Origin of the sequence: Microbacterium gorillae (assembly GCF_050990725.1) — a bacterium.
GTDB classification, from domain to species: Bacteria; Actinomycetota; Actinomycetes; order Actinomycetales; family Microbacteriaceae; genus Microbacterium; species Microbacterium gorillae_A.
Genome location: NZ_CP158844.1, coordinates 1,653,893 through 1,665,999, shown reverse-complemented (window position 1 = coordinate 1,665,999; position 12,107 = coordinate 1,653,893). Strand labels below are relative to the sequence as shown.

The following is a 12,107-nucleotide window of genomic DNA, read 5'->3' as shown; positions in this document are numbered from 1 at the left end:
GCAGCGCCATGGGGCACCGACAACGGCCGGTTCTGCGTGCGTAGAATCCGTACCTGAGCTGCCTGCGACGATTCAGATCGGTTGGTTCGTCGTCCTCGCTAGCAATCCCGTCGGCGATGCCACCGGATTACATTGCCTTCAGTGGTCTCGACATCGCCTTACGTCGAGCCCCGTCGTTTCACTCCGCGAGTGGCGTCATCGCCGCCGCGACACGTTGGGGCAGCATATGCACCCGAAGAGTGAGATCCTCGCCGGGATAGGTGTCGTCGATGCACTCCTCCCAGAAGGCGATGTGATGCTGGTCGAGCCAGTGTTCCGAATTATTCACGGACTGCCCGCTCGCACCTTGCACGCTGTACCAGTAGAGAAAGCTCACGCCGTCCACGACTTCGTGGAAGATCGTTTCGACGTACATCGCCTCGGGCTCGAGAGTTTCGCGCACGGCATCCTGATTCGCATTCAGGAACTCCATCCACTCGTCAACCTTAGTTTGCGCGCCGTCTCGGACTCGGAAGCGGGTCAGTTCAATTCGCATAGCAGCACTCAACCATGTGATCTACTCGCCCGAAGGCACGACGACGTCGAAGAATGCTCAGACATCAAACCGGGCTTCCCCCACGTCCGGCCGTGCTGGCCATCATGGAGCCGGCCCTGCAAGCATCTGCTTGATGTCCGGCACCGATCTCCTGCGCGGACGCTATCGACGGATGGAGCTCTGACACGCACATTCAGCGGCCGTTGCGCACGCCCCTGTGTTGGCTCATCGCGCGGAATTACGCACCTCGCTCACAACGCTGGTGTCATGCAGGTGGCCCAAACCTCAGGCATCTGATGCTGGACGGGTTCTGAACTGGTGAAGCGTACAGAGTTCCCGGCGGCGGCGCTGACCCCAGTGCCGCCGCCTCGTCGCTCGCCAAGGTCGCGGTGTCAGCCGACACCCTCCATCGCGGACGTCTCGGTCCTGCCGATGCGGGCGATGACCTCCGGCTGTCGGGCGGAGAGGTACCAGTAGCGGGTCAGCGCGAGGAGGACGCACGCGATGAAGACGTACGGGATCACGTTGAATGGGAACGCCGGCACAGGGAAGACATTGGCGAAGAAGACGTAACCCATCGTGATGACGGCGATCGTCGCGCACACCCACACGAAGGTGTTCTTGACGCCGCTGCGCTGGGTGTAGATCACGCAGGCGACCGCGACGAGCGCGTACGCGACCATGTACCCGTAGGTACCCCAGGTGTTCACCCACACCAGGATCTCCATCGGGGCAGCGCCCAGCGACAGGAAGACGATGTCGACCGCAACGGCCAGGGCGCCGGCGATCACGAGGACGCGGTGCGGGGTCAGGTGCTGTTCGTGGGTGCGCCCAAATCGTTCGTGGACGACACCTTCTTTGCCCATCACGTAGACAATGCGGCCGATGACGTTCAAGGGTGCGACGACCACCGCGAAGAAGGATGCGGCGACACCGAGTGTCAGGACCGGGGCGAACCACGCCGGCATGCCGATCAGAGCGGACATGCTCTCCAACGGACTTGCCGCTGTCGCGAGGTCATCTCCCAGCACAGCGATCTGCGTGTACGCAGCGAACACGTACAGCACGCCGACGCCGAGCGCGCTCCAGATGATCGCGCGCGGGATCGCCTTGTGCGGGTTCTTCGCTTCACGTCCGAGTGCGTCAGCGGATGAGAAGCCCACGAACCCGAGAATTCCGAGCACCATACCGGCGGCGATTCCCTGGAACGACGACCCCTCGGCGAACAGCTGCTCCGGATTCCAGGCGGCGGGCCCCATCCACACGAGGGAAGCGATGAGGAGCACCAGGATGATCGCGACCGAGAGAAGCTCCAGGACGAGCGATACCCGAGCCGACAGCCGGATCCCGCGGATCGTGAAGAGCGTGGCCAGCCCGCCCAGAAGAACGGCGAGGGCGATGTTCCACCCGAGGCCCGATGCCGGGAGCCCCATCAGCGTCAGGAACTGGCTGGCGTAGGAAACAGACCCCATGAGCGACGCGGCCGCGATGCCGAAGCATCCGATGAGCAGCGCCACGCCCGCGAGATAGGCCCCGATCGGTCCGAGACCCTTCGAGACATACGTGTAGAGCGACCCTGCCGCGGCGTGCTTGCGAGCGAACACGACGACGCAGTATCCGACGCAGAGGATCACGATGGTGGCCAGGGCGAATGCGTAGATGGTGCCGTTGCCCGCCCCGAGGAAGATCGACGCTGCGGTGAACGCGATGACTGCACTCGGGGCGATGTTGGCGATGGCCTGTGCGGCGAGCTCGGGCCCGCTCATCACTCCTGTTCGGAGGCCGGCGTCCGTTGGGGCGGATGTGGGGAGGGTGGAGGTCACGGGTAATCCTTCAGCGTTGAAAGGCTCGGGCGGGAGAGGTCGGGTCAAGGAATGAGCAGTGTGCGCAGCGCCTGACCGGATTCGAGGTCAGCGAACGCCTCCGCCGCTTCGGCGAGAGGCCGCCGGGAGGAGATGAGCGGATCGAGGATCAGCTGGCCGTCCATGTAGCGGTCAACCAGCGCCGGGATGTCGATGGCCGGGCGAACGGAGCCATAGTTGGACCCCAGAATGCGCTGATCGGCCTCGGCCAGCACGAGAGGCTCGAACGAAGCGCGTGCCCCCGTCGGCGGCAAGCCGACGATCACAGCGGCTCCGCCGAGACCGAGCATCTGAATCGACTGCTCCGTGGTCACCGTCCGGCCGATGGCGTCGAACGCGTAGTCGACACCATCCGGAAGCAGGTTTCGGAGCTGCTCGACCGCGTCGCCGTTTGCTGCGACGATCTGATCGGTTGCTCCGAACTGGGCTGCGAGACGCGTCTTGTCCTCGCGCACATCGATGGCGACGATGCGTTCTGCACCGGCGAGTTTCGCGCCCTGGATGACGTTGAGTCCCACACCTCCGCAACCGATGACAGCGACGAGCGATCCGGGCTCGACACCGGCGGTGTTCATCACGGCGCCCACGCCCGTGGCGACGGCGCATCCGACGACAGCGATGACGTCGAGGGGCGCGTCATCACGGACCTTGATCGCTCCGGATGCGGGAACAACAACCTCTTCGGCGAACGATGAGACACCGAGGTAGTGGTGGATGGTCTCGTCGCCCTTGCGGAGGCGCGAGGTGCCATCGAAGAGCACCCCCTTCGGTGCGACTAGCGTGGCCACCTTCTGGCATCGAGCCTCGTGGCCAGACCGGCAGTACCGGCACTCGCCACACGGTGGGACCCAGCTCAGGACGACGTGGTCGCCCACCGCCAGCGAAGTGACGCCGTCGCCCAGTTCGACAACGACGCCAGATCCTTCATGGCCCATCACCATGGGTGCCGGAGCGTCCCACTCACCCCGCTTCACGTGCAGGTCGGAGTGGCATACCCCGGCCGCCGCGATCTTCACGCGTACCTCTCCCGCGCCAGGTCCCGCGAGCGACACGTCCGTGTGCTCCAGTGGCTTGTCAGTGTCTCGGAAAATGATGGCGCGCATGCGGTCCCTCTCTGCGGATCAGTCGCCTCATCGTAGGAAGCCGCGAGACGTCCTGTCATTCACAGTTATGTCGGTTTCAAACCGCACGCTTCATCATTCTTTACACTGACAGAATGGCTCGAGACCTTCGCAGCATCGCCCACTCCCTGGGCGGCACACTTGTGCCTGGCGGAGCATTCGATGCGAGAAGTCATGTCGGTAGCGCACTCCGGGTGTCCGATTTCGCCCTGGCTCCTCACCCCCATTTCGCGTCCCTCGTCGTCGGCACCGCGCATGAAATCGCTGAGGTGCTCCGAGACGATGAGCGCGGCGCGGCGCTTCGGGACGCGGTCGTTGTTCCCACCACGCCGTTTCCGGAACTGCCGGACGGCTTGGCCGCAATCATCGACGTCACGGTCCCCTCTGAGGCGGTGCTGTCCACTGCGCAGGCCCTGCTCGCTAACGACGCTGCCGCTGAGGATCGCGCCGTCTTGGTGGCCGCGAAGGTGTTGGCGCTGACTGCGCGGCGTGGCGGAGTGTCCGGAGTCGTCGCCGAACTCGCTCACCGTCTTGACGGCTGGGCCGTTCTGCTCGACCGCGCGGCGCAGCCGATCGCGTCATCTGGTGCCGGCAGCCTGCATATCGCGGACGCGGTTGCCGTCGCGTTTCACCGACCGGTCCGCGTCCGCAGTCAAGCCCTGCAGGTCCATCCCGTTGGCATCAATGAAGACGTCTCCGCGTTCCTCGTCGTGATGGCCCGAAGCGGCTCGACCAGCCGAGTGCGTGACCTCAGCTCGCAGGCGGCCGCGCTCCTCGATCTTCTCCTGCGAACGCATGACAGCAGCCGCACCGAACGCCTGGGCCGCGCCACAATGATGCGCGTGCTCGAAGACGGCGGGGTGTCGGCCGAACGGACGGCGCAGGACTGGGGCATCCGGGACCGCTCACTGACCGCATTCTCCGTCTCCGCACGCTCTGCCGATGTCGATGTGGAGAGGATGGTCATCCGCTGGCTTGACGAGCTCGGTGCCGCGCACCTACTGACGACGTCTCGCGGGGTCACGTCAGGTTTTCTTCGCGAGGAGCATGTCGCCGACGTCGCGCAGCGGGCCGCAGAGCTCGCGATCCCGCTCCACATGGGCTTCGGTGCACCAGCGAGCATCGACGCACTCGCGGTCTCGGCGGAACAGTCACGTCGTGCCCGAGATGTTGCCGTGAGCGAACGCCGCGTCGTCGTTCACTACAACGAGATCCCCACCGTCGCGCTGGTCTTGGATCGGCTCTCCCCCGCCGACAGCACACGGTTGGCGGCACTCCTCGCGCCGCTTCGGGGTACAGACCTGGTCGAGACCCTCCATGCGTTCCTGAGAACGAACGGCACATGGGGCACCGCGGCGTCGGATCTCGGAATTCACCGGCAGACCCTGGCGGCCCGCATCCGACAGGTGGAAGAACTCACGGGCCTGTCAATGACCAGCCCCGACGACCGCGCGACCGCGTGGCTCGCGCTGCGGGCGTTGCGCCACGCCTAGCGACCGTCGAGCGACCCGCGTCATGCGAACCTCGTGCGGCTTTCGAGAACATATGCTCAGACGTTGAACCTGAATTCCACCACGTCGCCACGATTAGCAAACGTCACGCCTACAATCTTGCTCGCTGTAGCCGGTCACACGCGGGGCGATAGCCCCTCGAGGCGGAGCCCGAGGGGCTATCGCGATAGCGACTACCTTCCAGACGCACAGAACGGCGGCCGCTCTCGATACGCGCAACCATGCGGTCCTTGCCTCGGACGGTGGACCCGCGCGGATGAGGAGTCCAGGTGGACCGGGTCGAGATCGCGCGCCAGCCGCGCCCAGGCCGCCTGGCGCAGCGCTGGCTCGGTGCGTACTGAGTCGACGCCGAGTAGGGCGATACCGCAAAGAATGCCGGCAGCACGGTAGTCGGAAGGTGGGAGCTCGCAGCAGAGGCCGAACGCGGCTGCAACGCCACCTGCCCGGGCTTAGGCGGCCCGAGCGGTGGATGCCGCCGCCTCAGCGGTCGAGGTAGCTTCTGTGTTCGTCGTTGTAACGTTCGCCCGACACGCCAATCCGCGCGGCCAGCGCGTCGAGGTCTGCGACCTCGTCAGCGGAGAGGCCGACCGTTGTCGCCGCGCAGTTCTCCTCAATGCGCGAGAGTCGACGCGTTCCGGGAATCGGCACGATCCGCGGCTGCTGGGCGAGCAGCCAGGCCAGGGCGACCTGACCGGGGGTCGCACCGACGCGCTCCGCGAGCCCGGCGACGTGATCGACCAACGCCTGATTGCGGGCGAGGTGCTCGTCCTCGAAACGCGGAACGCGACGGCGGATGTCGTTCTCCGAGAAGGCCGTCGAGGTATCCACCGTCCCGGTGAGGAATCCCTTCCCAAGAGGGCTGAACGGCACGAAACCGATGCCCAGCTCGGCGAGGGTCGGCAGGACCTCCGGCTCCGGGTCTCGCGTCCAGAGCGAGTACTCGCTCTGGACGGCGGTCACCGGGAAGACCGCGTGCGCATCACGGATGGTCGATGCCGACGCCTCGGAGAGCCCGAAGTGACGCACCTTCCCTTCCGCGACCAGTTCCCCAACGGTGCCTGCGACGTCCTCGATTGGCACCGCCGGGTCCACGCGGTGCTGGTAGAAGAGGTCGAGCGCGTCGACGCGCAGTCGACGCAGCGACGCCTCCGCGACGCGACGTATCTGCTCGGGGCGGCTGTCGAGGCCGACGCTCTTGCCGTCCCGGATGTCCCAGCCGAACTTCGTGGCGATGACGACGCGACCGCGGAACGGCTCGAGCGCCTCCCCGACCAGTTCCTCGTTCTCGTACGGCCCGTACACTTCGGCCGTGTCGAAGAAGGTGATGCCGCGGTCGACTGCGCCGCGGAGGACGGCGATCATCTCATTCCTGTCCCCGGGGTTCGGCCCGTAGCTTTGAGACATTCCCATGGCGCCCAGACCGATTGCCGAGACTTCCAGTCCCTGTCCGAGCCGGCGTGTGTGCATTGATCCGATCCTTCCGTGTTGCGATTGATCAGCGTGGGCGGACCACGTTGATGTTGAAGTCGAAGGTGCCGAACGTCTGGTAGAGCTCGAAGAAGAGGCGCGAGTACGTCTCGACTCCCACGTGCGCGAGGTCGCCTGCCCCACCGCGAGAGTGTGACTTCTCCACGTCGCGGGTTCCGACGACGACCTCGTGGCCGAGGCCGGACAGACGGGAGGCGATGGCGCGACCGACCATGCCTGTTCCGAGTACTGCTATTTTCATGTCCACCATGTTCTGTTCGCCGGGCGGGATCTGGGAGTCCCTGACAAGACCCCCCACGCCGTGGGCGGCGAAGCTAGCGTTGTCGTATGGAGATCGAGCAGGAGGTTCGCGACTTCCTCACCAGTCGCCGAGCACGGATCACTCCGCAGCGTGCCGGGCTCAGACACGTCGGCGGACCGCGACGGGTACCCGGCCTCCGCCGAGAAGAGCTCGCGATGCTGGCGGGCGTGAGTGTCGAGTACTACACACGGATGGAGCGAGGCCGCATCGGTGGCGCGTCAGACGGCGTCTTGGATGCCATCTCCCGTGTCCTGGAGCTGAGCGACGACGAGCGGGCCCACCTCTACGACCTCGCCCGCAACGCGAATGGCGCTCCTCGCCGTGTGCGCGAACAGCCGAGTACTCCGATCACCGCCTCGGTGCAGCAGGTCATCGACTCGATGAGTGTTCCCGCCGTCATCATCAGCGAGCGGCTCGACCTGCTGGCAGCGAATCACCTCGGACGCACGTTGTACGCGATGGTGCTCGACTCCGCGGAGCAGCCAGCCAACTTTTCGCGGTTCGTCTTCCTCGACCCGCGGGCGGCAGGGTTCTACGTCGACCACGACGATGCGAAGGACTTCGTGGTCGCCGTCCTGCGGGCGGCCTCCGGCCGGGACCCGCTCGATCGCGCCACATCCACGCTCGTCGGCGAGCTCTCCACGCGAAGCGCCGATTTCCGGGGCCGGTGGGCCCGTCATGAGGTGCGGCGGCACTCGAGCGGCCGCAAGTCGATCATGCATCCGTTGGTCGGCCGCCTCGATCTCGCCTACGATGACTTCACGTTGCCCGGCGACCCGCACACGTCCATCACGACCTACACAGCGGACCCCGGGTCGCCGACGGCCGACGGCCTGGCCCTGCTGGCTGCGTGGGAGCACTCTGCGCAGTCCGCGCCTCACGCAGACGTTTCCTGACCTTCCCCGAACAGCTCCTTGGCGATGGTCATCGCCGACATGGCCTTGGGCCAGCCTGCATAGAAGGCCAGGTGAGTGGTCGCCTCGATCAGCTCCTCCTGGGTGACGCCGTTCTGCACGGCGAAGGGGAGATGGAAGCGGAGTTGGTCGACGTTGCCGCCGACGAGAAGCGCAGTCACGGTGATGAGGCTGCGGTCGCGCTTGGAGAGGCCGGGGCGCTCCCACACCTCGTCGAAGAGCACCTGATCGGTGTAGTGCACGAGACCGGGGGCAAAATCGCCGAAGGCACGCTGCCCTCCGGTCCAGCCGTCGCGGGTGTTGTCGGTCATGCGTTTCGTCCTTCGTAGTCGGCGTCGGTGATGTGTTCTTTCCAGATCGTGGTGTCCGCGGGGTCGTCAGCGGCCTCCAACATGGCGATGTGCTCCATGAAGCAGCCGGGGGCCGCGGCGTGCCAGTGGTCCTGGCCCGGAGGTGTGTAGAGCGTCTGCCCCGGGTGAACGTCGATGATGTTGCCGTTGCGGTCGCCGAATCGGGCGACCCCGGCGGTGACGCGGAGGTACTGCCCGCGCGCATGGCTGTGCCAGGCGGTGCGGGCGCCGGGGGCGAAGCGGACGAGCGCCACGGTCATCCTCTGGTCGCCGTCGTGCGGGGCGGCGATGGGCTCGGCCCAGACGTCGCCAGCAAACTGCTCCGCCGGGTTCTTCATCGTGGATACGGCCGGTTCGATGTTCATGCGTTCTCCGTCTCCAGCATCACCTTGATGGCGCGGCGCTCGTCCATGGCCCGGTAGCCCTCGGCCGCTGCCGCGAGGGGCAGCGTGAGGTCGAACACTGCTCCGGCATCGAGCTCATCCCTCATGATCGACTCGATCAGCTCGGGAAGGAAACGGCGGACGGGGGCGGGACCGCCGTGCAGGTGCACCCCGGAGAAGAACAGCTCCTCCCCCGGCAGCTTGACGCCGTGGGAGACTCCGACGTAGCCGACGTGCCCTCCGGGGCGCGTGGCGCGGATCGCCTGCATCATCGACTCCTGGGTCCCGACGGCTTCGATGACGGAGTGCGCGCCAAACCCGTCGGTCAGGTCTTTGATGGCTGCGGCGCCGGCATCCCCCCGCTCCTCGACGATGTCGGTCGCACCGTACCGGCGGGCGAGCGCCTGGCGGTCGGCGTGGCGGCTCATGGCGATGATCCGCTCGGCGCCGAGCCGCTTGGCGGCAAGCACTCCGAGCAGTCCCACTGCGCCGTCGCCGACGACGGCGACGGTCTTGCCCGGGCCGGCCTCCGCGGCGACGGCGGCGAACCAGCCGGTGCCGAGCACGTCGGACGCGGCGAGGAGGCTGCGCACCTGCGCAGGGGTGGGGGCGCCGGGAACGGCGACGAGGGTACCGTCGGCGAGTGGGACGCGCAGCTTCTCGGCCTGGGTTCCGATCGCACCCATCGGGAACGCGTGCATGCAACGCGACTGGTAGCCGGCGCGGCAGATCTCGCAGGTGTTGTCGGAGGCGAAGAACGAACCGACGACGTAGTCGCCGACCTTCACGTTTGACACCTCCTCGCCGACCTGCTCGACGACGCCGACGTACTCGTGGCCCATCGGCGTGGGCGCGGTGACGGCGTCCGTCCCGCGGTAGGGCCAGAGGTCGGAGCCGCAGATGCAGGCTGCGGTGACCCGGATCACGGCGTCGGTGGGTTCCTCGATGACCGGGTCGGCGCGCTCCTCGACGCGCACATCCCGGGGTGCGTACATGATTACTCCACGCATGCGAGGGGTCCTTTCGTTACGGAGTGGGTGGTCCCGGCGGGGGCGGTGACCTGGGCCGGACGTCGAAGAAGGAGAGCGGCGGTGACCCCGGCGGCCGCGACGGCGACCGTGGTGACCAGGCCGAGCGGGAGGATACTGAGGGCGCCCGCGACGCCGACCAGCGGCGCTGCGATGCCCCCGAAGGCGAAGCGGGCAGCGCCGAGCACGGAGGATGCGGTGCCCGCGATCTGCGCGTAGTCGGCCAGCGCCAACGTCGTAGAGGGCGGGCTGGTGACGGCCGTCCCGGCGGCGAGGAGGAAGAGCGCGACGATGACGACGGCCAGGGGAACGGATGCGAGGCCTGCGATCAGCACGCCGACGGCACCGAGCGCGACGATCACGAGACCGACCGCCAGGGTGCCGACCACGCTCCACTTCTCGCTGAAACGTCCCGCGAGGTAGCCGAACACCATGAAGCCGGCGGAGTTGAGACCGAACGCGAGTGCATAGGCCTGCGGCGAGAGACCGTAGACGCCCTGCAGCACGTAGGTCGCACCGCTGAGGTAGGCGAACAGCGCGGCATAGACAAAGCCCTGCGCGACGACCGCGCCGACGAAAAGCCGGTCCGAGAACAAGGTCTGCATGTCCCGCCAGATCACGGCGAACCCTGCCGCGGTACGTCCGCCAGGGGCGAGCGTCTCGGGGAGACCGAGAGCCGCCCACGCCAGGATGAGCGCACCGACCACCGCGAGAACGAGGAACAGGCCGCGCCAGTCCAGGATCGTCGTGAGCGCGCCGCCGACGAGCGGGCCGACGACTGCCGCCAGCCCACCGATGACGGTGAGGCGCCCGTAAAACCGGATGAGGTTCCCGCCCTCGTACACGTCGCGACCGGCCGCCTGTGCGATGACGATGCCGACGCCTCCGGCCAGCCCCTGCACCAACCGGGCCGCGATGAGCAGCTCGACGGTCGGGCTCGCTGCGCACAACGCCGAGACCAGCACATACGCGGTCACACCGATCAGTGCGGGACCGCGCCGGCCGAATCGGTCGGACAGCGGCCCGGCGATCAGCTGCCCGGCCGCGAGACCGATCAGGCAGGCGGTCACGGTCAGCTGCGCCGTCGAGGTCGCCGCGCCCAACTCGGTCGTCAGAGCCGGGAGCGCGGGCAGGTAGAGATCCATCGAGATCGGACCGAACACGGTCAGCACGAGCAGCAGGGTCGCCAGTGGACCGCTGGCGCCCACACGGGATCCGGAAGTGAGGGATGCTGTCACGTCATCCAGGACACCGCGTGCGAACGGCTCGAGGGAGTCCCTGATGAGAGGTGTACTGGCAGGGCATCCCTCATGCACCGGGTCCGGCCTAGCCTATGAGGCATGGACAACCGAGCCGACGTCCGTGAGTTCCTCATGTCACGGCGTGCCAAGCTGACCCCGGAGATGGCGGGCTTGCCCGCGGGCACGGGCCGCCGGGTTGCCGGGCTGCGCCGCTCTGAGGTCGCCATGCTCGCCGACGTCAGCGTCGAGTACTACGCCAAGCTCGAGCGCGGGGCGATCGCAGGCGTCTCTGCCGGGGTGCTGGACGCGGTAGCGCGGGCGCTGCAGCTCGACGATACCGAGCGCGCGCATCTCTTCGACCTCGCCAGGGCCGCCGATGGCATCCCTGCCTCCGGTCGGCCGCGACGCCGCGCGACCCGCAGCCCCGCCGCCCGGCCGAGCCTGCACTGGGCGCTGGAGGCATTCACCGAGGGTGTCGCCGTCGTCCGCAACGCCCAATCGGACGTGATCGCGTTTAACGCGCTGGGCCGCGCCTTCTACTCACCGCTGATCGGAGACGGCGGCCGCACGCCCAACTTCGCGCGCTTCCAGTTCCTCGACCCGGCCTCACGCGACTTCTACCCCGACTGGGACCTCTTCGCCGACATGTGCGTCGCCATGATGCGCACCGAAGCCGGACGAGACCCCCACAACCGGGCGCTGCAGGACCTCGTCGGCGAACTGTCCACACAGAGCGACACCTTCCGGAGGCTGTGGGGCGCCCATAACGTACGAACCCACGGCGCAGGGACCAAGCGATTCAAGCATCCCGTCGTCGGCGAGTTGACGCTCGCGTACGAAGAGTTCGCGATCACCGCCGAACCCGGCCACGTCATGCTCGTCTATACCGCGGAGCCCGGCTCGCCATCGGCAGAACGGCTGCGGCTGCTCGCATCCTGGGCCGCCGACCGGCCCGCCCCACGTCAGACCATCACAGAGGACTCATGAGCGCCGGGCCATACCACGGTCGGGCCGGTTCATATGCGCCACCTCGGGTCCGTACTGCGGAGCAACGCGACTGAAGGGCACGTTGAGCGGGCACCACTGCCGTCGCAACAGCGCCCACTGGCTCCTTCTCGGCGTTAAGGCGTCGCCGTAATGTTGAATCAAAACTCGACCAGCGAGACGATCCCTAAAGTCCTGGTCAGAGCTAAAATCAGACGTTGAACCTGAATTCCACCACGTCGCCACAGTTACGAACGCTCGGTCGCCCACTGCCGATCCAACCACGTTCCTGACAACATCGGCAGGAAGGACGACGCTGACTGTCGCGTTGGATCTGCGGGCGGCCATCCAACGGAACCTCTATGCCCAGCGGCCCTTCGGCAGGCGTC

The 12,107-nt window shown here is 67.0% G+C and carries 12 protein-coding genes; 3 read left to right on the top strand and 9 right to left on the bottom strand.

Annotation, left to right across the window (positions count from 1 at the left end; all coding sequences use genetic code 11):
• Positions 1-178: 178 nt before the first annotated feature.
• From ABTV68_RS07265 to ABTV68_RS07255, 3 genes are all read right to left on the bottom strand, one after another.
• Positions 179-535, bottom strand: coding sequence for a DUF6176 family protein (locus tag ABTV68_RS07265; RefSeq protein ID WP_433676959.1), 357 nt, complete (start codon positions 533-535; stop codon positions 179-181).
• 392 nt (positions 536-927) lie between these two features.
• Positions 928-2,301 (bottom strand): APC family permease, encoded by a 1,374-nt coding sequence (locus ABTV68_RS07260; RefSeq protein WP_433677569.1) that lies wholly within the window; start codon positions 2,299-2,301, stop codon positions 928-930.
• Between the two features lie 101 nt (positions 2,302-2,402).
• Positions 2,403-3,500, bottom strand: coding sequence for an alcohol dehydrogenase catalytic domain-containing protein (locus ABTV68_RS07255; protein WP_433676958.1), 1,098 nt, complete (start codon positions 3,498-3,500; stop codon positions 2,403-2,405).
• Positions 3,501-3,712: 212 nt separating this feature from the next.
• Between ABTV68_RS07255 and ABTV68_RS07250 the strand changes: the two genes are divergently transcribed.
• Positions 3,713-5,011 carry a PucR family transcriptional regulator gene (locus ABTV68_RS07250; RefSeq protein ID WP_433676957.1) on the top strand — a complete coding sequence of 433 codons (1,299 nt, stop codon included), beginning with the start codon at positions 3,713-3,715 and terminating at the stop codon, positions 5,009-5,011.
• A 498-nt stretch (positions 5,012-5,509) separates the two neighbouring features.
• Here ABTV68_RS07250 and ABTV68_RS07245 read toward each other — a convergent pair whose 3' ends face one another.
• Together ABTV68_RS07245 and ABTV68_RS07240 are read right to left on the bottom strand one after the other, a co-directional pair.
• On the bottom strand, positions 5,510-6,496 hold the full coding sequence (locus ABTV68_RS07245) for an aldo/keto reductase (protein ID WP_433676956.1): 987 nt from the start codon (positions 6,494-6,496) through the stop codon (positions 5,510-5,512).
• Between the two features lie 28 nt (positions 6,497-6,524).
• On the bottom strand, positions 6,525-6,758 hold the full coding sequence (locus tag ABTV68_RS07240; RefSeq protein WP_433676955.1) for an NAD(P)-binding domain-containing protein: 234 nt from the start codon (positions 6,756-6,758) through the stop codon (positions 6,525-6,527).
• An 86-nt stretch (positions 6,759-6,844) separates the two neighbouring features.
• On the opposite strand from ABTV68_RS07240, the gene ABTV68_RS07235 reads away from it, so the two are divergent.
• Positions 6,845-7,714, top strand: a complete 870-nt coding sequence (locus ABTV68_RS07235; RefSeq protein WP_433676954.1) for a helix-turn-helix transcriptional regulator — start codon at positions 6,845-6,847, stop codon at positions 7,712-7,714.
• Here the strand turns inward: ABTV68_RS07235 and ABTV68_RS07230 are convergent.
• Genes ABTV68_RS07230 through ABTV68_RS07215 form a run of 4 tightly spaced genes read right to left on the bottom strand, consistent with a single transcriptional unit; the run spans position 7,696 to position 10,731 of the window.
• Positions 7,696-8,043: a carboxymuconolactone decarboxylase family protein gene (locus ABTV68_RS07230; RefSeq protein WP_433676953.1), complete on the bottom strand. Its 348-nt coding sequence runs from the start codon at positions 8,041-8,043 to the stop codon at positions 7,696-7,698. The two genes, ABTV68_RS07235 and ABTV68_RS07230, sit on opposite strands and share 19 nt — an antisense overlap.
• Positions 8,040-8,447 carry a cupin domain-containing protein gene (locus tag ABTV68_RS07225; RefSeq protein WP_433676952.1) on the bottom strand — a complete coding sequence of 136 codons (408 nt, stop codon included), beginning with the start codon at positions 8,445-8,447 and terminating at the stop codon, positions 8,040-8,042. Before ABTV68_RS07225 ends, ABTV68_RS07230 begins: the two co-directional genes overlap by 4 nt.
• Positions 8,444-9,475, bottom strand: a complete 1,032-nt coding sequence (locus tag ABTV68_RS07220) for a zinc-dependent alcohol dehydrogenase family protein (protein ID WP_433676951.1) — start codon at positions 9,473-9,475, stop codon at positions 8,444-8,446. The genes ABTV68_RS07225 and ABTV68_RS07220 overlap by 4 nt, the downstream gene beginning before the upstream one ends.
• On the bottom strand, positions 9,463-10,731 hold the full coding sequence (locus ABTV68_RS07215) for a multidrug effflux MFS transporter (RefSeq protein WP_433676950.1): 1,269 nt from the start codon (positions 10,729-10,731) through the stop codon (positions 9,463-9,465). The genes ABTV68_RS07220 and ABTV68_RS07215 overlap by 13 nt, the downstream gene beginning before the upstream one ends.
• A gap of 102 nt (positions 10,732-10,833) precedes the next feature.
• On the opposite strand from ABTV68_RS07215, the gene ABTV68_RS07210 reads away from it, so the two are divergent.
• Entirely contained in the window at positions 10,834-11,721 is an 888-nt protein-coding gene (locus tag ABTV68_RS07210) for a helix-turn-helix transcriptional regulator (RefSeq protein WP_433676949.1), read from the top strand.
• Positions 11,722-12,107 lie beyond the last annotated feature (386 nt).